Below are 24,288 nucleotides of genomic sequence, written 5' to 3'. Positions count from 1 at the left end.
GGTCACTCCGGTTTGTGAGTGGCGGGAATCAGCGGCAGGCTCATCAACGCAGAGGTTCCGCGGCCAGGCCGCGAGCGCAACTGCAGCTCACCTTGATGGGCTCGGGCAACGGCTTTGGCCACTGCCAGCCCCAGGCCGGTTCCGGTGGTCCGGGTGGTGAAAAACGGCTCTCCCAACCGGCTCAGTGTTTCGGCATCGATGCCTTTACCACAGTCGCTTATGCACACGCGCAACGTTTCGTTGCGGCGATACAGGTGAACCTTCAGGCGCGGCGCTCCGGCGCTGGCCTGCAGCGCATTTTCGATGAGATTGAGCAGTGCTCCGACCAACGTATCGCGATTGCACAACACCTCCACCCCCTGCACGTCACACTGCCAGCGCACACTAGCACCCTGCAGACGTGGCTCGGCAGACGAACGCAGCGCTGACAGCAGCGCTGCAGGACTCAGTCGATCGTTCAACGGCAGATCACCGCGGGCGAAGATCAGCATGTCACGGACCTGATGCTCCAACTCGTGCAGACGAGCCTTCAGATTGCCGGCGAAGCGCTGCTGTTGCTGTTCGCTCAGGCCGCCCTGTTCGAGGTGACTGGCATATAGCAACGCGGTGGACAGTGGAGTGCGAATCTGATGGGCAAGCGAAGCCACCATGCGCCCCAGCGACGACAGCCGCTCATGACGCGCCAGCTGATCCTGAAGCCGGCGGGTCTCGGTAAGGTCGGTGAGCAGCACCAGCTGGCCAGGTTCCCCGGCAAGCGAGCGCGTAGCGATCGACAGGCGGCGACCATTGCGTAGCGATATCTCGTGCCCGTCGTCCCGGCGCGGCGCAAAACAGCGGCCAATAATCTCGCGCCAGGGCTGACCCACCAGCGGCTCGCCCAACAGCTCAAGGCCAACCGGATTGGCATCACGCACCACACCCTGCCCATCGATCACGACGACACCACCTGGCAACAGGTCGAGAACGCTCTGCAATCGCTGCGCGAGACGCTCTTTCTCCTCCAGCTCCTGTTGTCGAAGCTCGCCGGCCTCGGCAAGCAGCCCCTTGAGCTCGGCGACGCGTACCTGCAACAGCTCCTCGGATTCGCCTAGCTGCCCGGAGACCTGACGAAAGAGCTCGAGTGATCGAGTCAACGCCAGCACGTCTGGGGCATCGAATGAACTCGCGGAGGGCTTGGTGACGGAATTCACGGGTCGCTTGCGCCTGTCAAAAGAAAGTCGGTTGACGGAAACCAGCAATCTTCGTGCCCGGCACCTGGCGCTATCCAGACAACCCATCGGCGGAACTCAAGCCATACGAAAAAGACCATCTGATCCAGATGGCCTTTTGAACGTCTTTCTAGAATCGCTTAGCAGCGTGCTAGTCGCCCATATCGTCGTCGCGACGATTCATACCGTACTTGCGCATTTTCTCGACCAGCGTGGTACGGCGAATCCTCAACCGTTCAGCCGCGCGAGCCACTACGCCACCGGCATCTTCGAGGGCCTGATGAATAAGTCCCTGCTCCAGGTTGCCGAGGTACTCCTTGAGATCCAGCCCCTCGATCGGCAGCATCGCCTGAGCTTCGGGCACTACCATCGGCGCACTGATTGCCGCGCGCTCTTCCATCTCATCATGCAGGCTGGTCGCGTACTGCTCGTCATCGTCGTCGACATGGCGAAACTTCTTCGGCAGCTCCATTACCCCGATGACGCCATAGGGATGCATGATCGCCATGCGCTCCACCAGGTTGGCCAGCTCGCGGACATTGCCCGGCCAATCGTGCCGACACAGCGACATGATCGCCGCCGAGTTGAAACGTATAGAGCCGCGCTTTTCATGCTCCATGCGCGAGATCAGCTCGTTCATCAGCAGCGGGATATCCTCGACACGCTCCCGTAGCGGCGCCATCTCGATGGGGAAGACATTCAGACGATAGTAGAGGTCCTCGCGGAAGGTCCCCTCCTCGATCATTTTCTCCAGGTCCTTGTGCGTCGCCGCGATGATGCGCACATCGGCATTCTGCGTACGGTTGCTGCCAACGCGCTCGAATGTGCGCTCCTGCAGAACCCGCAGCAGCTTGACCTGCATCGGCAACGGCATGTCGCCTATCTCATCGAGAAACAGCGTACCGCCCTCGGCAAGCTCGAAACGACCCGCGCGAGCAGTAATCGCACCGGTAAAGGCGCCCTTCTCATGCCCGAACAGTTCGCTTTCCAGCAACTCCGCCGGAATCGCCCCGCAATTGACAGGCACAAAGGGCCCCTGACGCCGCTTCGAGTGGTAGTGCAGATTTCGCGCGACCACTTCCTTGCCGGTGCCGGATTCACCAAGAATCAGCACACTGGCTTCGGTATCGGCGACCTGTTCCATCATCTGCCGGACGTGCTGAACCGCTCGACTGGTGCCGACCAGGCTGCGGAAAAGATTGGGCTCGCGCTGGCGACCACGGGACTTCGCCTGATCGTACATTTCGCGATAGATCTGCGCACGGTGCAGGGAGTCGAGCAGCTTGTTATAGCTGGGAGGCATTTCCAGACTGGTCAGCACTCGGCGTCGCAGATCGTCCGGCCAGTCCGCCGGAGCGGGCTCACCGATCAGCATCAGTGGGACATTTTCATCCCATTTTCCCATCTGCTTGATCAGTTCGACGGCGCCGCCCTTTGAGGACACGTCACCCAGCATGACACCGTTGACAACACGGCTGGACTCGAGGCTGGCGACCGCCTCCTGCCATTCACTGCTTGAACAAGCCAGATGATCCTCGCTGAGAAAATTCAGGATGACAGCCAGGTCGCGCCGGCGGTCATGATCATCGTCTATCAACAAAATCTTGGTTTCACGCCACATCTTGTTTATAGGGCTCTAAAGAGGCTGAAAGAAAGCCTGCGCTCGCATCCTTGAAAGAACGGCGATCACACTCACGGCAGATGAACCGTAGATTAATGAAAAAATGAACTGAGTCAAATTTATGGCGTGAATTAACGACCAAAGAACAAGCCAAAAATCAGTACTTTGAGAGATACCTAAAGAGCGAAATGAAGACTTCGGAGCACGATGAGCGCGAAGATAGGCATTTACCAGGCATTAAGCGCCAATTAGTCGCTCGTCAACAAAGCGGTAGCGGCATAATGCCACATACTTTGTAATGATAAATACCGAAGGGATTCACCCGCAGTGAGCCTGAGATGAACTCGAAGCTGTCCGGGGGTGGGAAGGCAGAGCTTATGCGAACAACTGGTAGACCTTGGCGCCCTGTTGAGACTGATTCAGCTGCCGTAGCTCGCCAGCGACCCGTGCCTGTTCGATCTGGCAGGTCATCACCAGCTCTCCATACAGGTCAAGAAGCTCCTGCAACCGCTGACGCACCACGCCGTCGTCACGTTCGTGCGCCTGCATCGCCTCGTCTACGGCGTTGCGGCACTCGCGATCCAGCATGCTGATAGCGGCCCAGTCCTGCTGCGTAAGCGCATCGCGTAGAGCGGATCCAGTTTCTTCGAGACGCTTGACGGAAGCATTCATTATCGACTCCGGGGCATGAGCCCGTTGCGACGGCGTAGGCCGAACCAGCTGGGAACGTTGCAGTGCAACGGTGCTGATTCTTTATCGGCATCCAGCAAGCAGCCTTTAGGCTGAAGCGCAAAAAGTTAGCGCCGGCTGCAGTGCAGTAGCATCAATAACGGTCACGCAGGCCCGGCGGAACGCTTGGAGGCGCGACCGGCTCCCATGGGCCATCCGGGCGCCCTGCACAGAACCAGTCACCATCCCACCGGTAATACAGACGCTCCCGATAAAAGAGATCGCGCCCCTCCACGACATAGACCCCAAGACGATTGTCCCAGTGCGCAGCCACGTGCGGTGGCGGCGCATAACGCGGATGGCTTTTCTGAGTAGTTGGAGCCCTGGGGGCCGGTGGCGCCTTGATCGGAGGCGGCGAAATAACCGGACCACTGGGCTCGGGGGCGCGCGGCACCGGACTGGGAGCAGGCCCCTGAGGCGCGGAATCGTAGGGATTACCTGCGCAAGCGCCGAGCGCTAAGGTCAATCCGAGCAGCACGACCCGCGGGCCGAACCGCGCAAGCATAAGCGGGCGTGCTGACGAATTCGTGTCCATCTTTACCTCGTGGGTGTTCAGGGAGCCTCGGCGCGGTCGATCACCAGATCGACGGTGTTTTCGCTCGCGGTATCTAGCGCTTCGCTTTGACCCATCCACTCCCCTTTTGTTGCGTCGCCGGAACGGGAGACTCGTGCCATTACGGTGACCTGCTCGACGCTGGAAATTTTCATCGAAGGCACCATCGCATCGGCGTCGCCAAGCGTGACGGTTGCTGGCAGATCGGCGACCGTCAGGCGTTTCGCTGCCAGCGGAACGGGTGGCCCCGCCACTGCGCGAGCGAATACGAAAACCGTATCTTGCGGCGAAACCGATTCCGCCACCTTCGAGCCCAGCGCAACCTGAATCTGCAACGAGGCACCTGCAGTGCCTGCCTTTTCAGTCGCGGCTGATGCCTGTTCGGCGGTGGAACTGCCACCTTCCATCTGCTGCCGCGCCCGCTCGATGCCACCACGGATCGCTTCGCGCGAAGGATCGTTCTCCGGAAGCGCCGCAACCAGCTGCTCCCAGAAGCGCACGGCATCCTGATAACGCGCTTCCTCGAATGCCGCGATGCCGAGCAGGCCAAGACTGGTCACTTCCTGCGGATCGCCCTGCAGTGCTTCATCAGTAAGGGCTTGCAGCTTATCGGACCATTGACGATCACCGGCGAAATACAGCGCCTGCGCCAGCTGACCGAGCAGCTCGGGCTGACGACCCGCGATCTCCACTACACGCCCGAAGGCCTTGGCTGCGTCGGCTGGACGCTCCTGGTTCATATAAGTACGCCCCAGGAAGTACCAGGCTTCGGCAGAATCCGGTTGCTCCTGTACGGCCTGCTCCAGATGAGCGGTCACTTCCTCGACCGTGCGAGGCTGCTCCGAAAACTGCCGAGCCATCTGAACCTTGTCGCTGGCGCCCCAGTGCATATAGAGCCCGTAGCCCATAAGGGGCACCAGGACCGCTGCAATCAGCGGAGCGCTACGACCAAGCTTGGCGATTCGCGGCTTGTCGCTGTTCTCGGTGTCCTCCAACAGCTCGCGCGCAGCATCTGCTCGCCCAGCTTCCAGCTGCTCGGCAGTCAAGGTTCCGGCAGCGTGCTGAGAGGTCAACTCGGCGAGACGCTCTTCGTACAGGGCTACATTCAGCGCAGTACGGTCTTCTTCGGCCTGGGCTCTACGGCCACGCAAGATGGGCAGCAACAGAAAAGCCAATGCCACCAGCAGCAACGCACCGGCGGCTATCCAGAAATCGATCATGAGTCTTTTTTATCCAGAAGCTGGGCGAGACGCTCGCGCTCGGTCTCGGAAAGGGTTGATGCAGGAGCCTTTTCGACCCGGCGGCGACGCACCAGGATTACGGTCAGCACGCCGAAGCCGAGGACCAGCAATCCAGCCGGCCCATACCAGAGCAGCAGGGTTTTCGCATTTACCGGCGGGTTGTAACGGACGAAGTCGCCATAGCGATCGACGAGATAGTCGACGATCTGGTCATTGCTCTTGCCCTCCTCCAGCATGCGGAAGATTTCCTGGCGCAGGTCCATGGCGATCGGTGCGTTGGAATCGGCAATGTTCTGGTTCTGGCACTTCGGGCAGCGCAGCTCTTCGGTTAGGGTGCGGTAGCGCTCTCGCTCGGCTTCGTCCCTGAATTCATAGGTATCGATTGCAGCCTGGGCGGTCGTGACCAGGAACAGACCAAGCAGCGCACCGCGGATCAGTCGTTTCATTCGTCCACCAGCTCCTGATAGAGCGCTGCCAGCTGTTCGCGCCAGACACGATCATCGATCACGCCGACGAACTTATGGCGGATGATGCCCTGCTTGTCGATAAGGAAGGTCTCCGGGGCGCCATAGACTCCCAGGTCCAGACCGAGACTGCCGCGCTCGTCGCGGATGTTCAGCTGGTAAGGGTCGTGGAACTCGTTGAGCCACTTCAAGGCCGCGGCGTTGTCGTCCTTGTAGTTGACGCCAAAAATCACCACACCCTGAGCTGCAAGCCGGTTCAGCACCGGGTGCTCGACCTTGCAGGCGACGCACCAGGTCGCCCACACGTTGACCAGCGCCGGCTTGCCCTTGAGGTCCTCGGCGGTGATGACGCGCTGCTCGTCTTCCACCGACGGCAACGAGAACGCCGGTAGTGGCTTGCCGATCAGCGCCGAAGGCAGCTCGGAAGGATCGAGAAACAGGCCGCGATAAAGGAACACTGAAACCACCAGGAAAATCACCAGCGGCAGCAACATCAGCAATCTTTTCACATCAGGCTCCTTGTGCGGCCATGCCCAGCGCTTCACGCACGCGGGTCTTCACCTTGACTCGATAACGACGATCACTCGCCGCCAGCACGCCGCCAAGCCCCATCATCAGCGCTCCGAGCCAGATCCAGCGAACGAAGGGCTTGATGTGAACGCGTACCGCCCACGCTCCATCGCCCAGCGGCTCACCCAGCGCGACATAGAGGTCGCGGGTGAATCCCGCATCGATCCCTGCCTCGGTCATCGGCATCTGTTGCACGGTGTACAGACGCTTCTCCGGGTGCAGCGTGGCGATCTGCTTGTTCCCATCGAGCACGCGGATGGTCGCCTTGTCCGAGGTGAAGTTCGGCCCTTCATGATGCACCGCGCCCTCGAAGACGAACTCATAGCCGCCAAGCGACAGCGATTCACCCGGAGCCAGGCGCAGGTCACGCTCGGCGCTCTGGTGGCTGGTGAGCACCACGCCAATGGCGCAGACGGCCAGTCCGAGGTGCGCCAGATGCATGCCCCAATAGCTTGGCGCCAGGCTGCGCATGCCTTTTAACAAACCCTTGTGGCGCGTCTTGTCCAGCAGATCACGGATGCCGGCGATCACCACCCAGGCCGCCAGCAGCGACACCGCAAGCACCGCCCAGTTGAAGTCGCCGAACAACAACGAGCCCAGACCACCGAGCACTACGCTGGTGATCAACACTGGCGTGAGCATGCCGAGCAACCACTTCAGCGGGGTGTCCTTCCAGCGCACCAGGATGCCGACGCCCAGCGTCACCATCAGCGCGCCAATCAGCGGAACGAACATGGCGTTGAAGTACGGAGGACCGACGGAAAGCTTGGCACCGGACAATGCATCCAGCAGCAGCGGGTAGAGCGTGCCAAGCAGAATCATTGCCGTGGCGACGACGAGCAGCAGGTTGTTGACCAGCAGCAGCGTCTCGCGCGACCACAGGCCAAACCCGACCTGGCTTTTGACCACAGGCGCGCGCATGGCGAACAGCGTCAGCGAGCCGCCTACCACCATCAGCAGAAAGACCAGGATGAACACGCCACGCTCGGGGTCGGTGGCGAAGGCGTGGACGGAGGTGAGTACGCCGGAACGGACGAGGAAGGTGCCGAGCAGACTCAACGAGAACGCCGCGATTGCCAGCAGCACCGTCCAGCTCTTGAACACGCCGCGCTTCTCGGTGACGGCAAGCGAGTGGATCAGCGCGGTACCGACCAGCCAAGGCATGAACGAGGCATTTTCCACCGGGTCCCAGAACCACCAGCCACCCCAGCCGAGCTCGTAATAGGCCCACCAGGAACCCAGCGCAATACCCAGACCGAGGAACGCCCAGGCCACCAGCGTCCACGGACGGGACCAGCGCGCCCAAGCCGCATCCAGGCGTCCACCGAGCAACGCGGCGATGGCGAAGGCGAAGGCGACCGAGAAACCGACGTAACCCATGTAGAGCATCGGTGGATGCACGATCAGACCGAAATCCTGCAGCAGTGGATTGAGGTCGCGTCCATCCATTGGAACCTGCGGCAGCAGCCGCTCGAAGGGGTTCGAAGTGACGATAAGAAAGAGCAGGAAACCGATGCTGATCAAGCCCATGACGCCGAGCACGCGCGCCAGCATGTCTTCCGGCAGCTGACGGGAGAAGATCGCCACGGCGAAGGTCCAGCCGGCCAGGATGAATGCCCACAACAGCAAGGAGCCCTCGTGCGCGCCCCATACCGCGCTGAACTTGTAGTACCAGGGCAAGGCGCTGTTGGAGTTGTGGGCGACGTAGGCAACGGAGAAATCGTCGACCATGAAAGCGTAGGTCAGACAGGCGAAGGAGAAACCTAGAAAGGCGAACTGGCCCCAGGCGGCTGGTTGGGCCAGCCCCATCCATTGCCTGTCGCCACGCCATGCGCCGATCAGCGGTAACGTGGCCTGGACCACCGCCAGGCACAGCGCCAGAATCATCGCCAGATGGCCGAGCTCGGGAATCATTTCGCGTACTCCTGCTTACCACCCTCGTAGTGCTTCATCATGCCGCTCTTCTCCAGCGCCTGTGTCACCTCAGGCGGCATGTAGTTTTCGTCATGCTTGGCCAGCACTTCGTCGGCAATCAGGACGCCGTCCGAATTGACCCGACCCAGCGCGACGATGCCCTGCCCTTCGCGAAACAGGTCCGGGAGAATGCCCTGATAGCTGATGGTGATCGCCTGGGCGCCGTCAGTGACGCGGAAGGCAACGCTGAGTGAGTCGTTGGTACGCTTCACCGAACCCTCTTCGACCAGGCCGCCGGCTCGAATCCGGGTGCCTTCGGGGGCCTCCCCCGCGGCGATCTGAGTCGGTGTGTAGAACAGGTTGATGTTCTGCTGCAGAGCGGACAACGCCAGCGCCACGGCGATACCGACACCGGCGAGGATCGCCAGGACGATGAAAAGACGCTTCTTGCGCACCGGATTCACTTCGACTCCTCCCGGCGCAAACGACGCGCCTCATCTTGCAGGTAACGCCGACGCGCCAGGACTGGCAGCGCAACGTTGAGAATCAGGACAGCCAGGCTGATGCCATAGGAGGTCCAGACGTACACGCCATGATTGCCCATGGCGATGAAATCCGCGAAGGATGAAAAGTTCACGAGTTGTTTCCTACCAGAGCCTTGACCTCATTCTTCACCCAACTGGCGCGCGACTCGCGGCGCAGCACTTCCAGGCGCATGCGCATCAGCAGCACCACGGTGAAGAAGCAGTAGAAGCCGATCACCATCACCAGCAGCGGCAGCCACATTTCTACTGGCATGGCCGGCTTTTCGGTGACGGTGAACGTTGCCGGCTGGTGCAGCGTGTTCCACCACTCCACCGAGTACTTGATGATCGGGATGTTCACCACCCCGACGATGGCCAGCACAGCGCACGCCTTGGCCGCGCTGTCACGATTGCTGATCGCCTGTCCGAGCGCAATGATGCCGAAGTACAGAAACAGCAGGATAAGCATCGAGGTCAGCCGCGCATCCCATACCCACCAGGCGCCCCAGGTCGGCTTGCCCCAGACCGCACCGGTCAGCAGGGCGATGAAGGTCATCCAGGCGCCGATGGGTGCGGCCTGCTGCAGAGCCACATCGGCCAGTTTCATCTTCCAGACGAGCCCGACCACGCCCGCCACGGCGAGCATCACGTAGATCGACTGAGCGAGAAACGCAGCCGGCACGTGGATATAGATGATCCGAAAGCTGTTGCCCTGCTGGTAATCCTCGGGCGCGAACGCCAGGCCCCAGACCACACCGACGCTGACCAGCAACACGGCTGCCCAAGCCAGCCAGGGCAACCAGCGGCCGCTGATCTCGTAGAACCATTTGGGTGAGCCCAGCTTGTGAAACCATGTCCAGTTCATCGGATGACTCGTCGTCCAGCGAGACCTTGCAAATGCAGGCCCCGAGATTCGTTACATCGACCGGCGTGAGCGCCGGCCATCCGGGTGTGTCGCTATTCGCCAACGCTGATCTTCAGCCCGGCAGCTATCGCAAAGGGTGTAAGAGTCACGGCCAACGCGGTCAGACTGGCCAGCCAGAGCAGATGCCCGACAGCCGGCAAGCCTTGCAACGACGCTTGCAGTGCGCCACTGCCGAGAATCAGCACCGGGATGTAGAGAGGCAGGATAAGCAGCGCCAGCAGCAAGCCACCCCGTTTCAACCCTACGGTCAACGCCGCGCCGACCGCACCGAGCAGGCTCAGGATCGGCGTCCCCAGCAACAGTGAAATCAGCAGCACCGGAATGGTCCCAAGCGGCAGACCCAACATCAAGCCCAAAAGTGGCGCCAGCAGCACCAGCGCCAACCCGGAAAAAGCCCAGTGTGCCAGTACTTTGGCGAGAACCAGGAGCGCGAGCGGGTGCGGCGAAACGACCCACTGCTCAAGCGAGCCATCTTCGAAATCACTGCGAAAAAGACCATCCAGTGACAGCAGAACGGCCAGCAGCGCTGCCACCCAGACCAGGCCGGGAGAGATGGTTTGCAGAAGCTGGGTCTCCGGCCCTACCGCAAGCGGAAACAACGCGATGACGATGGCGAAGAACACCAGCGGGTTGGCCAACTCGGCCGGGCGACGGAACAGCAGACGCGTCTCGCGCGCCAGCAGAAGTGTGAATACGCTGCTCATGCGGCCCGCTGCCCCAGATCGAGCTCGCGATAGCCGGCAGGCTTTTCCGTCAGGCTGTGGTGGGTGGTGAGCACGACCAGTCCGCCCTGTTCGCAATGCGCGGCGAGATGCCTCTCAAGCTGAGCCACGCCATGTTTGTCGAGCGCGGTAAAGGGCTCATCGAGAATCCACAGGGGCGGTGGCGAGAGATACAGACGCGCCAGCCCCACACGGCGCTGCTGGCCTGCAGAAAGGGTATGACAGGGCACGTCTTCGAACCCGCGCAGTCCCACTTCGGCAAGTGCCTGCCAAATCGCCTCGCGGTTGGCCGGCTGATGCAGCGCGCAGAGCCAGGTAAGGTTCTCCTCAGCTGTCAGCAAACCCTTGATGCCGGCGGCATGGCCGATCCACAAAAGGTTGCGCGCCAGTTCGCCACGCTGAGCACTGAGCGACTGGCCCTTCAGTAAGACCTCACCGGCGGTCGGTTGCATCAGACCGCAAAGCAGGCGCAGCAGGCTGGTTTTGCCGCTGCCGTTGGGCCCCGCAATCTGCAGCATCTCCCCGCTCTCGAGACGCAGGTCCAGCTTGTCGAACAGCAGCCGCCAATCGCGCTCGCAAGCGAGCGCCACGGCTTCGAGAAAAGGAGTTGACACGGCTGGCGGCACCTCAAGATGAAAAAGGCCTGGCCGCTATACTCAGGGAGCAGGGCCAGGCGGGCGGAATTATACATAGCAACCTTTGGTGCCGAGGGCCGCAAACGCGAAAGGTTGTAAGAGTATTTGAGGAAAGATGACCGAGATCAAAAGTACCACTGCCCTGCCCCCGAGCAGCGCGCCGCGCCAGGCGACAGGGGCGAATGAGCTCGCGTTGAAGCTGCTGCAACCGATGCAAGGCCTTCTGGCGGCTGGCGAAAATGCCGAAGCGGAGGTCGTCAGCATCAGGGAAGCGGCCCAGGCATTTCGACTGGTATTGCGGCTAACCATGGGCAGTGGCCGCCAGGCGACCGTCGAGGTCAGCAGCAACAAGGCGCCGCCACCCGGTAGCGCATACGTCATCACCGCCCTGTCCGACACCCGTTTGCTGGCGGCGCCCCAGATCGCCGGGCGTCAGCCCGCCTCGATCATCGATCTTCAACAACTGCCGGTCGGCAGCGTCATCCAGGGCCGTGTCGTGGCAACCAGTCAACAGCAGTCGGAGGATGGGCAGAAAATCTTCAAGGCGGTCATCAGCCTGCTCAACAGCCCCGTCGCCGGGCAAAAACTGAGTATCGAGTCAGCCAACCCGCTGGCGCTGGGCAGCCTACTGACGGCGCAGGTCAAGGGTGACCAATCCCTCGCGTTCCTTCCGCTGAGCGGGCGCCTCGATCAGCTGCATCTCGGCGAGCAACTGGGCGCCCAACACAACCGCCAGGCCTCGCTGGAAGGCCTGCTCAAGGCTCTACAGGGTGGGGCCGGAGCGCTCCCCGAGGGGCTGCGCGGCGCAGCTGAAAAATTGCTGGGGCTGATACCCGAAATGCAGCAGTTAAGCGATGCCAAGGCACTCGCCGCAGCGCTGGCCAGGAGCGGCGCATTCCTCGAAGCACGCTTGCTGGCCGGGCAAACCGAAGGGCTGCAGGGCGACCTCAAGGCCGGGCTTCTGCGCCTATTGGCACAAATGCCCAATCTTCCCGGCAGCACGCCGCTAGCCGGTGCCCAGGCCAGTGCCGGCATGGGCCAGGCGCTGCCTGCGTTCGCGCGGCATGCTCTGGGTTCTCTGGCGCAAAGCAATGCACGTCAGCTCGCACTGGGTTTTCCGCTACCGACCCGGCTGCCGCCTGGCCTGGAAGAGGAAGCCGATCTCGAAATGCTGCTCAAGCTCGCAGCGGCCGCGGTATCCAGGCTGCAGACCCATCAATTGTCCAGCCTCGCGCAGACGCAAATCGGCCCCGATGGCGCCCTCCTTACCACCTGGCAGCTGGAGCTGCCGATGCGCGATCAACGCGATATCGTGCCGCTGCAAATCAAGCTGCAGCGCGAAGACCAGCCGAGACGCCAGGAAAAGGAGCGTGGCGAGCCGCTCTGGAAGATCGAACTGGCGTTCGATGTCGCACCGCTCGGACCACTGCAAGTTCAAGCGCAGTTGACGCGCGGCACCCTGAGCAGCCAGCTGTGGGCAGAGCGCAGTGCCACGGTCCAGCTGGTCTCGACCGAACTTGCCCATCTGCGTGAGCGCTTACAGGCAGCAGGGCTGAGTGTCGGGGAGCTGAGCTGCCGGCAAGGCACACCACCGCAGGGTCCGAGCACCACTCTGGAGCAACGCTTCGTGGACGAAAAGGCATGACCGACAAGCAACCACGCCAGACCATCGCGCTCAGCTACGATGGCGTCAACGCGCCGAGTCTGAGTGCCAAGGGTGATGACGAGCTGGCCGAGGCGATCCTCGCCATCGCTCGGGAACATGAGGTGCCGATCTACGAGAACGCCGATCTGGTGAGATTGCTGGCGAAGCTGGAACTCGGCGACGAGATTCCGGAAGCGCTATACCGCACCATCGCGGAGATCATCGCCTTTGCCTGGTATCTCAAGGGCAAATGTCCACCTGGGTTCCACGAACGAAGCGCAGGCGAACCTACGCCGCCCCTGCTCAGTGGGCCTGCGCGTTGAGCACGACGGCTGCACGATCTTCGCCAGTGACCTGTGGGAGATCATGCAGTTGCCAGGCGAAATAGCCTTCACGGAAATAGAACACCCGCTGGTAGCCCCAGGCCACGGCCATCCTTGCGGCTTCCGCGCTACGTGGGCAGATCTCGCTGTCACAGTAGATCACCAGCGGGAGCTCACGCGGCCATTCCGGCCCCGCCAGGCTGACGAAATCACTGGCCAGATCGAAGTGCACGGCGCCCTCCACGTGACCCCATAACCATTCGCGGTCGGCGCGCACGTCGATGAACACCGCGCCCAGCTCATGAAGGCGCTTGGCTTGAAAGACGTTTACGGTCATTGCGCCGTCGACATCGTCTGGCGCCTCAACGGCCTGAGCGCCAAGCGAAACCACGAACAGCAGCAGAATAAGAGTGAGCCGCATCATTGCCCTCCTCGTCCCGAGCGGGGACCTGGACGAGCTCAGCAATGCCGAGCTGATACGGATTGGAATGTGCAGGCTGTGGGAGGTTCCGGCTCAGGGACCGGAAGCTGCGACCAGTCGACGAAAAGAAACCGCAATCAAGGTTTCTTGCGGGCCTGATGCAATTTGCTCATCAGTTCCGCTTCGGATTGCGAGAGGCCGCAGGACTGCGTCAGATCATCGATGCTGGCGCCCATGCCGACCAGCTTCGCGGCCTGGGAGAAGGAGAAGTTGTTGGGGTCACGCTGCTCCAGCTGGGTAAGCCTGTCCGGCAATGGCGCCAGCGTGCGACTCAGCTCGCGCAACTCATCACCCATGCGCAAGCTGCCTTCCAGATAGGCATCCAGGCGACTGCTCAGCTCCTTGATGCGCTTGTCCCTGTTCGCATCGCGCTGCTGCTGTTGTTCGGCCAACAGCCGCTGCCGTCTGAGCAGCCACAGGCAGAAGCCCAGCAGCCCTAGACAGCAGAAGGCCAGCGCAACCAGCGATGCGACCAGCGACGCGATCAGCATGTATCAGATGCTCTCAAGCTCGGCCCATTCTTCTTCGCTCATCATCTTGTCGAGTTCGACCAGGATCAGCAGCTCGCCATTCTTGTTGCAAACGCCCTGGATGAACTTGGCCGATTCGTCATTACCGACGTTTGGCGCGGTTTCGATCTCGGATTGGCGAAGATAGACCACTTCGGCAACGCTATCGACCATGATGCCGATGACCTGACGATCCGCCTCGATGATCACGATGCGCGTGTTGTCCGACACCGACGCGGTTTCCAGGCCGAAACGCTGACGCGTGTCGATCACCGTCACCACATTGCCGCGCAGGTTGATGATGCCAAGCACATAGCTCGGAGCACCCGGTACCGGCGCGATCTCGGTGTAGCGCAACACTTCCTGGACCTGCATCACGTTGATGCCGTACGTCTCGTTGTCCAGACGGAAGGTCACCCATTGCAGTACAGGATCATCGGAACCCTGCGCAGACGTCATCTTCATAGCCCCACCTTCTTCAGTTACCGCAATGGCGGTCGATTCTATCGCCGGGCCGCGCAACAGGCGCGACCGTCAATTATTTGCTTTTCAATGCGTCCGCGGCTTCATCGCGCTCTGCATCTGCTTCACCGCGCCGCTGGCGATCAGTTCGGCCAGAGCGGTCACATCGACCAACGCACACATATGCTCGATTACCGTACCGGCCAGCCATGGACGCTGACTGCGCTGCGTGCGCCATTTGACCTCACTGGGGTCAAGGCGAATCGAGCGGCTGACCTGATGGACCGCCAGCCCCCATTCGTAGCCCTGAACCGAAATCACGTACTGCAACCCTTCGCGGAAGTCGTCACGGTAGCGATCAGGCATCACCCAGCGCGCGGTGTCCAGCACCTTCAGATTGCCTGCCTGGCTCGGCAGTATGCCAAGAAACCAGTCAGGCTGGCCGAACAGCGGCGTCAACTCCTGCCCGGCCAACGGATAGATGGAGCCCAGGCACACCAGAGGCACCGCCAGGGTCAATCCGGCCACATCGAACAGCAGGCATTCGAAAGGCTCCTCGCCCCAGCCCGGATGGGCATCAGGCGCGGCTTCGACTGGTTCGCTGGGCAGCTGCGGCGCAACCTCGAACTCCATGACCGGCTCAAGGGTCAGGACCGGCGGCGGCATTCGCACAGGCACTTCCACCACAGGGGCATCCACCACCAGCGGCGTCGGCTGGACTATTTCCAGACGCGGCGGCTGGTTCTGCCGCGTATCACGCAGCTGCTCCTCGAGCACGGCCGCCTGGAACTCGTCTTGACTGACCGAGTCCGCCAGTTCGATGGCAGCATCCTGCAACAGCCCGTCGAGATAGGACTGCAGCGCCTGCTGGGATCGGGTTTCGGTTAGGACGGTGCGGCTCATGGAACGAACTCGTTATGAGAATCTGAACAGGCTATCGGCCACTGGCGCGACAAACTTGAGCTGGCAGGCGCCGAGCGGCATGGCACTTCACGCCACCTGCGGAGACACTTGCGACGCCAACAGGTGCTTGAGCAAGGCCCGATAGGCAAGAACCGCGCGGCTGGCCGGATCGAACTGCGAAGGCGTCAGACCGGCGCGGCTGGCATCGCGCAGCCGCGTATCGACCGGAATGAATGCTGGCCAGAGATGATCGGCATAACCGGCTCGCAGTACCTTGAGCGTATTCATCGAGGCCTGGGTGCGGCGGTCGAACAGGGTCGGCACGATGGTGTAAGGCAGCGCCTGCTTGCGCGAGCGATTGATCATCGACAGCGTGCTGACCATTCGCTCCAGACCCTTCATCGCCAGGAACTCCGTCTGCACCGGAATCACCAACTGCTGACTGGCAGCCAGCGCGTTGACCATCAGCACACCGAGCAGCGGCGGGCTGTCGATGATGGCGTAATCGAAGTCCTGCCACAGCTGCGACAGGCTCTTGGCAATGACCAGCCCGAGGCCGTTCTGCCCGGGCGACTGGCGCTCGAGTGTCGCCAGCACGGTGCTGGACGGCATCAGCGAGATGCGCTCGTGACTGGTGGCCAGCAGCAGCTGCCATGGCAGGCCATCCGGCACGGTGCCCTGGTGCTGGAAGAGATCGAAGACGCTATGGTCCAGATTATCGGGATCGTGCCCGAAATAGCTGGTCATCGAGCCATGCGGATCCAGATCCAGCACGACGACGCGCTTACCGGAATCGGCCAGCAAGCCCGCCAGTGCGATCGACGTGGTGGTCTTGCCCACTCCACCCTTTTGATTGGCTACAGCCCAGACTCTCATTGATCTTCCACCCGGCGAAGCTGACCGGAACGGCATTGCCTGGATACGGCAAAGCGACGGTGTTTTGACGACTGCGCCCTGAAGCGCCTACATGGACGCAGCCGGTGCAGATTGTGTGCCAGCCCGCCGCAAGGCATCGTCGGGCCGTACGTTGCTGCTGCCCATTCCGGTGACACTGCGGCGCACGTCGAGATTGCGCGACACCACCAGAATCACCCGGCGGTTGCGCGCCCGGCCTTCGGCCGTCGCGTTGTCCGCCACGGGCTGAAATTCACCATAGCCCACCGCCGCCATCCGCGATGGATCCACACCCTGTGCCGCCAGCATTCGCACAACGCTGCCAGCGCGAGCGGCGGACAGTTCCCAGTTGGTCGGAAACTGGCTGGTACTGATAGGCAGATTGTCGGTAAACCCTTCGACATGGATCGGGTTGTCGAAAGGAGCCAGAATTCCGGCAACCTTGTCGATCAGCAGAAATGCCTGGTCGTTGGGTAGCGCATCGCCGCTGGGGAACAGCAGGCTGGAGTTGAGCTCGATCTCGATCCACAACTCATTGCCACGGATCGTCAATTGTTCGTTGGCAATCAGCTCGCCGAACGTCTCGCGCATGCTTTGCGCAATCCGCTCCAGCGGATCGAGGGTCGGTTTCCCCGCCGACGAAGACGGGCCGGAAAGATCCTCGACCTGGGACACATCCGCCTCGGTGGTCCGAGGTCGCTCCTCGCCGATGGGGATTGGCTTGACCGAACGATCGACCTGATTGAACACACCGACCAGCGAGTCGGAGAGGATCTTGTACTTGCCCTCGTTGATCGAGGAGATCGAGTACATCACCACGAAGAAGGCGAACAACAGCGTGATGAAGTCGGCGTAGGACACCAACCATCGCTCATGATTCTCGTGCTCTTCCGGTGGTCTGCGTCTGGCCATGGCGGTCAGTCCATGAAGCCTTGCAGCTTCATCTCGATGGAACGCGGATTCTCGCCCTCGGCGATGGACAGCACGCCCTCCAGCAGCATCTCGCGATAGGCGGTCTGCCGCTGGACGATACTCTTCAGCTTGTTGCCGGCCGGCAGCACCAGCAGGTTGGCGAAGGCAACGCCATAAATGGTCGCCACGAACGCGACGGCGATGCCACTGCCCAGCTGGCTGGGATCGGCCAGATTGCCCATCACATGGATCAGCCCCATTACCGCACCGATGATGCCGATGGTTGGCGAGTAGCCCCCCATGCTCTCGTAGACCTTGGCCGCGCGCAGGTCACGGCCTTCCTGGGTATACAGATCGACTTCGAGGATGCTGCGGATCACTTCCGGCTCGGCGCCATCGACCAGCAGCTGCAGGCCCTTACGTGCGTAGGGGTCGGGCTCCGTCTCCGCGACAGGCTCGAGGCCGAGCAGCCCTTCCTTGCGTGCGGTATTGCTCCAGGTAGTGACCATGAGAATGCCACGCGCAAGATCGATACGCGGTGGAAAGAAGATCCAGCGACCGATACTCATCGCCCGCATGAACACGGCGATGGGCGTCTGCAACAGGACGGCACCCAGGGTGCCGCCAAGCACGATCAGCGCGGCCGGTCCATTGAGCAACGCCGAGATATGGCCGCCCTCGAGAAAATTGCCCCCGACGATGGCGACGAACGCCAACAGCAGCCCGATCAGGCTGAGTACGTCCATTAGAGGCAGGCCTCCATCAGATGCACGCCTCGGCAAGATTGCGGCCGATATCGTCGAGCCCGTAGACCGCGTCGCTCAGGTTGGCTTTGACCACCGCCATCGGCATGCCGTAGATCACGCAGCTGGCTTCATCCTGCGCCCACACCTGGCTGCCGCTCTGCTTGAGCAACCGTGCGCCTTCGCGACCATCGGCTCCCATGCCGGTCAGCACCACCGCGAGCACCTTGTCGTGAAACGACTTGGCGGCCGAACCGAAGGTGACGTCGACGCAAGGCTTGTAGTTGAGGCGATCATCGCCCGGCAGGATGCGTACCGCGCCGCGGCCATCGATCATCATCTGCTTGCCGCCCGGCGCCAGCAGGGCAAGCCCCGGACGCAGCACGTCGCCGTCCTCGGCTTCCTTGACGCGGATGCGGCAAAGCTTGTCCAAACGGTCGGCGAAAGCCTTGGTGAAGGCAGCCGGCATGTGCTGGATGAGTACGATCGGCGCCGGGAAATTGGCCGGCAGCTGGGTGAGCACACGCTGCAGCGCCACCGGACCACCGGTAGAGGTACCGATGGCCACCAGCTTGTACGCCTTGCGCTTGGGCGCCGGCGAACGAGTTGCCGGCGCCGCGGGGGCTGGCGTTGTAGCACCTGTCCGGAACGCTGTCGTTGCCAATGTCGACGTAGTGCCACGCGAGGATACCGGCGGCGTGCTTACGCTCGAGGTACAGAACGTGCTGTAGCGACGGTTGCTGCGTGAAACGGTATGTACCTTCTCGCACAGCAGCTGCTTGACCTTGTCCGGATTACGCGAAATGTCTTCGAAGTTCTTTGGCAGATAGTCCACGGCGCCGGCATCCAGCGCATCGAGGGTGACTCGCGCGCCTTCGTGCGTCAGCGAGGAGAACATCAGCACCGGTGTCGGACAGCGCTGCATGATCTGCCGCACCGCGGTGATGCCGTCCATCATCGGCATCTCGTAGTCCATGGTGATGACATCCGGCTTCAGCGCCAGCACCTGGTCGATCGCCTCCCGTCCGTTGGTGGCGGTGCCGACGACCTGGATATTCGAATCAGAGGAAAGGATTTCCGAGACGCGCCGACGAAAGAAACCGGAATCGTCGACGACCAGGACCTTGACTGCCATACATCACTCCTAGCGGCAGCGCTCCCATCCGAGGTGAACGCTGCCTGACTGAATCAAATCCTGCGTGCGTACCGCTTGAGCATGCTGGGAACATCGAGAATCAGAGCGATGCGGCCATCGCCGGTGATGGTCGCACCGGACATACCCGGCGTACCCTGCAGCATCTTGCCTAGCGGCTTGATGACCACCTCTTCCTGCCCCACGAGCTGATCGACGACGAAGCCGATGCTCTGGTTGCCGACGCTGAGAATGACCACATGGCCTTCGCGCTGCTCTTCCTGAGCCGCGTCATGGACCAGCCAGCGCTTGAGGTAGAACAGCGGCAGCGCCTTGTCGCGGACGATCACTACTTCCTGGCCATCGACAACGTTGGTTCGCGACAGATCGAGGTGGAAGATCTCGTTGACGTTGACCAGCGGGAAGGCGAAGGCCTGGTTGCCGAGCATGACCATCAGGGTGGGCATGATCGCCAGAGTCAGCGGCACCTTGATCACTACCCGCGAGCCCTGGCCCTTGTTGGAGAACACGTTCACCGTGCCGTTGAGCTGGGAAATCTTGGTCTTGACCACGTCCATGCCGACACCGCGGCCGGATACGTCGGAAATCTCGGTCTTGGTCGAGAACCCCGGCGCGAAGATCAGGTTGTAGCACTCCAGATCGCTCAGGCGATCGGCGGCATCCTTCTCCAGCATGCCTTTCTCGACGGCCTTGGCACGCAGGACGTTGGCATCCATACCCTTGCCGTCATCACTGATGATCAACAGGATGTGGTCGCCTTCCTGCTCAGCGGAGAGCACCACCCGCCCGGTACGCGGTTTGCCGGCAGCTTCACGCTCCTCCGGCATTTCGATACCGTGGTCGACTGCGTTGCGCACCAGGTGCACCAGCGGGTCGGCCAGTGCTTCGACCAGGTTCTTGTCGAGGTCAGTTTCTTCACCGACCAGCTCAAGGTTGATCTCTTTCTTCAGACTGCGTGCCAGGTCGCGAACCAGGCGCGGGAAGCGACCGAAGACCTTCTTGATCGGCTGCATGCGGGTCTTCATCACCGCGCTCTGCAGATCGGCCGTCACCACGTCGAGGTTGGAGACCGCCTTGGCCATCGCCTCGTCGCCGCTGTTGGAGCCCAGGCGTACCAGACGGTTACGCACCAGCACCAGCTCGCCGACCATGTTCATGATCTCGTCCAGCCGTGCGGTATCGACGCGCACGGTGGTCTCGGCCTCGGCAGGAGGCTTTTCCGCCGGAGCAGCGGCAGCCGGCTTGCTCACCGCAGCTGCCGGAGCGGCCTTGGCCGGAGCAGCAGCGCGGGCAGGCTCAGGCTTGGGCGCCGGCTTGATCGGCGCAGCCGCGGCAGGCTCAACCGGTGTCTCGACGATCGCAGGCTCGAACTTGCCCTTGCCATGCAGTTGATCCAGCAGTGCCTCGAACTCGTCGTCGGTGATCTCGTCAGTTGCACCAGCTGCCGCATCGCCCTTTACCGGTTCGGCGCTTGCTGGCGCAGCGGGTGGAGCCGGGGCCGCTTCGAACTTGCCCTTGCCATGCAGTTGATCCAGCAAGGCTTCGAATTCGTCATCGGTGATTTCGTCACTGGCCGGTGCGGTGGCGGATTCGCTTTCCGCGGGCATCGAGGCGCTTGCAGTGGCAGAGAACTGACCTTTGCCATGCAGCTGGTCGAGCAGCGACTCGAATTCGTCGTCGGTGATTTCGTCGGTAACAGGACCCGCCGTTTCGGCCACAACCGGCTCACTGGCGGGCGGCTGAATGGCATCGAGCAGCTGTTCGAATTCGCTGTCGGCACCTTCGGACTGGGGCTCGGCCATAATCGACGGCTCGACTTCCGGCGCCGGTTCATCAGCCGAAGCTGGCTCTGCCAGACGCGCCAGCGCGGCAAGCAATTCACGCGAGGCCGGCGTCGGCTCGACGCGCTCGCGGACCTGGCTGAACATCGCATTCACGGCGTCGAGCGCCTGCAGAACGACATCCATCAGTTCGGAATCGACTCGACGCTCACCCTTGCGCAGGATGTCGAAGACGTTTTCGGCGATATGGCAGCACTCCACCAGCTCATGCAGCTGAAGGAACCCGGCACCGCCCTTGACCGTATGGAACCCGCGAAAAATCGCATTGAGCAACGCCATGTCATCGGGGCTGCTTTCCAGCTCCACGAGTTGCTCGGACAATAGTTCGAGAATCTCGCCGGCCTCTACCAGGAAGTCCTGGAGGATTTCTTCATCGGCGTCGAAGCTCATATTCACTTCCCCTAAAAGCCCAGGCTTGAAAGCAGATCATCGACATCGTCCTGGCCGGAAACGACATCTTCACGCATATCGGCATGCATCTGCGGACCTTCACCCTTGGAAGGCTCTTTTTCTTGTTTTTTCTTTTCCTGCTCGGCGCGCATCGCTTCGCGGTCATGCTGGATGCCCACAACGCGATCGACCTGCCCCGCCATCAGGACAAGATTGAGCAGGTTGCTTTCGAGGTCAGTGACGAGGCGCGTCACTCGCTTGATCACCTGGCCGGTCAGGTCCTGGAAGTCCTGCGCCAACATGATTTCGCTGAGGTTCTGCGACAGCTGGCTGCCATCGTTCATGCTGCGCTGAAGATACTGGTCGATGCGTTTGACCAGATCGCGGAACTGATCGGCATTCATTTCGCGCCGCATGAAACGCTGCCAGTCGGCTGTCAGGCTCTGCGCCTCATAGCTCACGTAGTTCACCAGTGGCGCTGATTCTTCGACCAGGTCCATGGTGCGGTTGGCTGCCTTCTCGGTCATTTCCACCACGTAGGACAGGCGATCGGTCGCGTCCGTGATCGGCGACGGGTCGCCACCGGTGGCGCAGGTGTCCATCTCGAGCTTGACGATGGCGTTGTGCAACTCGCGGGTGAGCTTGCCAACTTCCAGGTAGAGCCCGTGATTGCGCACCTGATTCAGCTCATTGAACATCTGCGTCGCTTCATCGAAGCGGCCTTGCTGCAGACTTTCGATCAACTTGGGTGCGTTCGCCTTCAGAGTCGCTTCGAACTCTGCCAGGCTTTGGTCTGCTTGCGTCATAGTGCCCTCGCGGCGTTGCTGCTTCAGCCGTTGACGCGCTCGAAGATCTTCTCGATCTTCTCCTTGAGCACCTGGGCAGTGAAAGGCTTGACCACATAGCCGTTAACCCCGGCCTGGGCGGCTTCGATGATCTGATCGCGCTTGGCTTCAGCGGTCACCATCAGCACCGGCAGGTGCTTCAGACGCTCATCGGCACGCACGGTGCGCAGCAGGTCGATGCCGCTCATGCCCGGCATATTCCAGTCGGTCACCAGGAAGTCGAAGCTGCCGCTCTTGAGCATCGGCAGCGCGGTAGTACCGTCATCCGCCTCGGCGGTGTTGGTGAACCCCAGATCACGCAAGAGGTTCTTGATGATTCGTCTCATCGTCGAGAAGTCATCGACGATGAGGATTTTCATGTTCTTGTCCAAGTCGACCTCCGTAAGTCCCAAAATGCCTCAGCAAACCGAGCACGTCATACCGCAAACAATCGTCAATTGGCGCGCCATTCGCCGAGGCGCGCGCGCAAGCGCGCAGCGCACTGGCTATGCAACTGGCTCACACGCGACTCGCTGACCCCCAGCACCTGACCGATTTCCTTCAAATTCAATTCTTCGTCGTAATACAGCGACAGCACCAGCTTTTCACGCTCGGGCAGGTTGGCGATGGCGTCGGCCAGCGCCTGCTGAAAACGCTCACCCTCGAGATCGCGGAACGGCTCCGGATGGAGACTGGCAGCGTCTTCCTCGAGCTCGCCGTGATCGCCTTCCTGCAGCAGATCGTCGAAGCTGAACAGGCGGCTGCCCAGCGTATCGCCCAGGATGCCGTAATACTCGTCGAGACTTAGCTTAAGTTCGGCTGCAACCTCATGATCTTTAGCGTCGCGCCCGGTTTTCGCTTCGATCGCCCGGATCGCCTCGCTGACCATCCGCGAATTGCGATGCACCGAGCGCGGCGCCCAATCACCCTTGCGGACTTCGTCCAGCATGGTGCCGCGGATGCGGATACCGGCGTAGGTTTCGAAACTGGCACCTTTGCCGGCGTCGTATTTCTTAGCTGCTTCCAGCAGTCCGATCATTCCAGCCTGAATCAGATCGTCCACTTGCACGCTGGCAGGCAGACGCGCCAACAGGTGGTAAGCGATGCGCTTGACCAACGGGGCGTACTGATCGATCAGGCGGTACTGAGCATCCTTTGCCTGAGCCTTGCTGTAATACATAGCGGATCCGGCACCTGTCATTCGTGGCTGGGTGAAGCGGGGCTGATGAGGCGCTCTACGAAGAATTCGAGATGACCCCGCGGTGTCGCCGGCAGCGGCCAGGTATCGACCTTCTGCGCGATCGCCTTGAAGGCTAGTGCACATTTCGAGCGCGGGTACGCTTCATAGACGGCGCGCTGCTTCTGCACGGCCTTGCGCACCGCCTCGTCGTAAGGGACCGCACCGACATACTGCAGCGCCACGTCAAGAAAGCGCTCGGTAACCTTGGTCAGCTTGGCGAACAGATTGCGACCTTCCTGCGGTGCGTGAGCCATGTTGGCCAGCACGCGGAAGCGGCTGATGCCGTAGTCGCGGTTCAGCAGCTTGATCAGCGCGTAGGCATCGGTGATGGACGTGGGCTCGTCGGTGACCACCAGCAAGACTTCCTGAGCGGCGCGCACGAAGCTGACCACGGAGTCGCCGATACCGGCTGCGGTATCGATGATCAGCACATCGAGTTCGTCACCGAGCTCGCTGAATGCCTGGATCAGGCCGGCATGCTGCAGCGACGACAGTTGCACCATGCTCTGCGTGCCGGATGCGGCGGGCACTATGCGAATGCCCCCTGGCCCCTGGATCAGCACATCGCGCAGATCGCACTCGCCGGCAATGACATCGGCCAAGGTCCGCTTGCTGGTCAGGCCCAGCAGCACATCGACGTTGGCCAGGCCCAGATCGGCATCGAGCAGTACCACACGCCGGCCGAGATCGGCCAGTGCCAGCGCCAGATTGACCGACACGTTGGTCTTGCCGACGCCACCCTTGCCGCCGGTCACCGCAATCACCTGTACGGGATGCATACCCATGTTCACACGCCTATATCTTGCTGGGGCCTTGCGGCCGGCGATGCGCCCGTATGGTACGCATCTGATTCATTCGAGTA

28 protein-coding genes are annotated in these 24,288 nt (G+C 61.6%); 2 read left to right on the top strand and 26 right to left on the bottom strand.

What is annotated here, in order from left to right; all coding sequences use genetic code 11:
* Window positions 1-2: 2 nt before the first annotated feature.
* The 13 genes from P5704_022605 to ccmA form a co-directional block, all read right to left on the bottom strand.
* The gene (locus P5704_022605; protein ID WOF78754.1) at window positions 3-1,190 is read right to left on the bottom strand and encodes an ATP-binding protein; all 1,188 of its coding nucleotides are present in this window, start codon (window positions 1,188-1,190) and stop codon (window positions 3-5) included.
* Window positions 1,191-1,359: 169 nt separating this feature from the next.
* Window positions 1,360-2,829, bottom strand: coding sequence for a sigma-54 dependent transcriptional regulator (locus tag P5704_022600; GenBank protein WOF78753.1), 1,470 nt, complete (start codon window positions 2,827-2,829; stop codon window positions 1,360-1,362).
* 375 nt (window positions 2,830-3,204) lie between these two features.
* Window positions 3,205-3,501 carry a flagellar protein FliT gene (locus P5704_022595; protein ID WOF78752.1) on the bottom strand — a complete coding sequence of 99 codons (297 nt, stop codon included), beginning with the start codon at window positions 3,499-3,501 and terminating at the stop codon, window positions 3,205-3,207.
* A gap of 151 nt (window positions 3,502-3,652) precedes the next feature.
* On the bottom strand, window positions 3,653-4,093 hold the full coding sequence (locus P5704_022590; GenBank protein ID WOF78751.1) for a hypothetical protein: 441 nt from the start codon (window positions 4,091-4,093) through the stop codon (window positions 3,653-3,655).
* A gap of 17 nt (window positions 4,094-4,110) precedes the next feature.
* A complete protein-coding gene (gene ccmI, locus P5704_022585) occupies window positions 4,111-5,331 on the bottom strand; it encodes a c-type cytochrome biogenesis protein CcmI (GenBank protein ID WOF78750.1) in 1,221 nt (406 codons plus the stop codon).
* A complete protein-coding gene (locus P5704_022580) occupies window positions 5,328-5,798 on the bottom strand; it encodes a cytochrome c-type biogenesis protein (protein WOF78749.1) in 471 nt (156 codons plus the stop codon). The genes ccmI and P5704_022580 overlap by 4 nt, the downstream gene beginning before the upstream one ends.
* Entirely contained in the window at window positions 5,795-6,325 is a 531-nt protein-coding gene (locus P5704_022575) for a DsbE family thiol:disulfide interchange protein (GenBank protein WOF78748.1), read from the bottom strand. The genes P5704_022580 and P5704_022575 overlap by 4 nt, the downstream gene beginning before the upstream one ends.
* Before the next feature lies 1 nt (window position 6,326).
* Window positions 6,327-8,300 carry a heme lyase CcmF/NrfE family subunit gene (locus P5704_022570; protein WOF78747.1) on the bottom strand — a complete coding sequence of 658 codons (1,974 nt, stop codon included), beginning with the start codon at window positions 8,298-8,300 and terminating at the stop codon, window positions 6,327-6,329.
* Complete coding sequence (ccmE, locus tag P5704_022565) at window positions 8,297-8,764, bottom strand: cytochrome c maturation protein CcmE (protein ID WOF78746.1); 468 nt, start codon at window positions 8,762-8,764, stop codon at window positions 8,297-8,299. Before ccmE ends, P5704_022570 begins: the two co-directional genes overlap by 4 nt.
* The gene (gene ccmD / locus P5704_022560; protein ID WOF78745.1) at window positions 8,761-8,937 is read right to left on the bottom strand and encodes a heme exporter protein CcmD; all 177 of its coding nucleotides are present in this window, start codon (window positions 8,935-8,937) and stop codon (window positions 8,761-8,763) included. Before ccmD ends, ccmE begins: the two co-directional genes overlap by 4 nt.
* Window positions 8,934-9,689: a heme ABC transporter permease gene (locus tag P5704_022555; GenBank protein ID WOF78744.1), complete on the bottom strand. Its 756-nt coding sequence runs from the start codon at window positions 9,687-9,689 to the stop codon at window positions 8,934-8,936. Before P5704_022555 ends, ccmD begins: the two co-directional genes overlap by 4 nt.
* 92 nt (window positions 9,690-9,781) lie before the next feature.
* Window positions 9,782-10,453: a heme exporter protein CcmB gene (ccmB, locus tag P5704_022550; protein ID WOF78743.1), complete on the bottom strand. Its 672-nt coding sequence runs from the start codon at window positions 10,451-10,453 to the stop codon at window positions 9,782-9,784.
* On the bottom strand, window positions 10,450-11,085 hold the full coding sequence (gene ccmA, locus P5704_022545) for a cytochrome c biogenesis heme-transporting ATPase CcmA (GenBank protein ID WOF78742.1): 636 nt from the start codon (window positions 11,083-11,085) through the stop codon (window positions 10,450-10,452). Before ccmA ends, ccmB begins: the two co-directional genes overlap by 4 nt.
* 136 nt (window positions 11,086-11,221) lie before the next feature.
* Here ccmA and P5704_022540 point away from each other — a divergent pair, with 136 nt between their 5' ends.
* Both P5704_022540 and P5704_022535 read left to right on the top strand, forming a co-directional pair.
* Entirely contained in the window at window positions 11,222-12,751 is a 1,530-nt protein-coding gene (locus P5704_022540) for a flagellar hook-length control protein FliK (protein WOF78741.1), read from the top strand.
* Window positions 12,748-13,074: an EscU/YscU/HrcU family type III secretion system export apparatus switch protein gene (locus P5704_022535; GenBank protein WOF78740.1), complete on the top strand. Its 327-nt coding sequence runs from the start codon at window positions 12,748-12,750 to the stop codon at window positions 13,072-13,074. The genes P5704_022540 and P5704_022535 overlap by 4 nt, the downstream gene beginning before the upstream one ends.
* Here the strand turns inward: P5704_022535 and P5704_022530 are convergent.
* From P5704_022530 to fleN, 13 genes are all read right to left on the bottom strand, one after another.
* Window positions 13,055-13,495: a rhodanese-like domain-containing protein gene (locus P5704_022530; protein WOF78739.1), complete on the bottom strand. Its 441-nt coding sequence runs from the start codon at window positions 13,493-13,495 to the stop codon at window positions 13,055-13,057. The genes P5704_022535 and P5704_022530 overlap by 20 nt on opposite strands.
* Window positions 13,496-13,632: 137 nt before the next feature.
* The gene (locus P5704_022525; protein ID WOF78738.1) at window positions 13,633-14,046 is read right to left on the bottom strand and encodes a DUF2802 domain-containing protein; all 414 of its coding nucleotides are present in this window, start codon (window positions 14,044-14,046) and stop codon (window positions 13,633-13,635) included.
* Window positions 14,047-14,049: 3 nt separating this feature from the next.
* The gene (locus P5704_022520; protein WOF78737.1) at window positions 14,050-14,529 is read right to left on the bottom strand and encodes a chemotaxis protein CheW; all 480 of its coding nucleotides are present in this window, start codon (window positions 14,527-14,529) and stop codon (window positions 14,050-14,052) included.
* An 84-nt stretch (window positions 14,530-14,613) separates the two neighbouring features.
* Complete coding sequence (locus tag P5704_022515; GenBank protein ID WOF78736.1) at window positions 14,614-15,429, bottom strand: CheW domain-containing protein; 816 nt, start codon at window positions 15,427-15,429, stop codon at window positions 14,614-14,616.
* Between the two features lie 87 nt (window positions 15,430-15,516).
* On the bottom strand, window positions 15,517-16,305 hold the full coding sequence (locus tag P5704_022510) for a ParA family protein (protein ID WOF78735.1): 789 nt from the start codon (window positions 16,303-16,305) through the stop codon (window positions 15,517-15,519).
* Between the two features lie 87 nt (window positions 16,306-16,392).
* Window positions 16,393-17,235, bottom strand: a complete 843-nt coding sequence (gene motD / locus P5704_022505) for a flagellar motor protein MotD (protein ID WOF78734.1) — start codon at window positions 17,233-17,235, stop codon at window positions 16,393-16,395.
* Window positions 17,236-17,240: 5 nt separating this feature from the next.
* Window positions 17,241-17,981 (bottom strand): flagellar motor protein, encoded by a 741-nt coding sequence (locus tag P5704_022500; GenBank protein ID WOF78733.1) that lies wholly within the window; start codon window positions 17,979-17,981, stop codon window positions 17,241-17,243.
* A 16-nt stretch (window positions 17,982-17,997) separates the two neighbouring features.
* The gene (locus P5704_022495; GenBank protein WOF78732.1) at window positions 17,998-19,113 is read right to left on the bottom strand and encodes a chemotaxis response regulator protein-glutamate methylesterase; all 1,116 of its coding nucleotides are present in this window, start codon (window positions 19,111-19,113) and stop codon (window positions 17,998-18,000) included.
* A 53-nt stretch (window positions 19,114-19,166) separates the two neighbouring features.
* Entirely contained in the window at window positions 19,167-21,362 is a 2,196-nt protein-coding gene (locus P5704_022490) for a chemotaxis protein CheA (protein ID WOF78731.1), read from the bottom strand.
* A gap of 11 nt (window positions 21,363-21,373) precedes the next feature.
* Complete coding sequence (locus P5704_022485) at window positions 21,374-22,168, bottom strand: protein phosphatase CheZ (protein WOF78730.1); 795 nt, start codon at window positions 22,166-22,168, stop codon at window positions 21,374-21,376.
* 23 nt (window positions 22,169-22,191) lie between these two features.
* Window positions 22,192-22,566, bottom strand: a complete 375-nt coding sequence (locus P5704_022480) for a chemotaxis response regulator CheY (protein ID WOF78729.1) — start codon at window positions 22,564-22,566, stop codon at window positions 22,192-22,194.
* A 74-nt stretch (window positions 22,567-22,640) separates the two neighbouring features.
* Complete coding sequence (gene fliA / locus P5704_022475; GenBank protein WOF78728.1) at window positions 22,641-23,366, bottom strand: RNA polymerase sigma factor FliA; 726 nt, start codon at window positions 23,364-23,366, stop codon at window positions 22,641-22,643.
* Window positions 23,367-23,383: 17 nt separating this feature from the next.
* On the bottom strand, window positions 23,384-24,211 hold the full coding sequence (gene fleN / locus P5704_022470) for a flagellar synthesis regulator FleN (GenBank protein ID WOF78727.1): 828 nt from the start codon (window positions 24,209-24,211) through the stop codon (window positions 23,384-23,386).
* Window positions 24,212-24,288: the final 77 nt, after the last annotated feature.

Origin of the sequence: Pseudomonas sp. FeN3W (assembly GCA_030263805.2) — a bacterium.
Classification (GTDB): domain Bacteria; phylum Pseudomonadota; class Gammaproteobacteria; order Pseudomonadales; family Pseudomonadaceae; genus Stutzerimonas; species Stutzerimonas stutzeri_G.
This window is presented reverse-complemented; position numbering and strand designations above follow the sequence as displayed.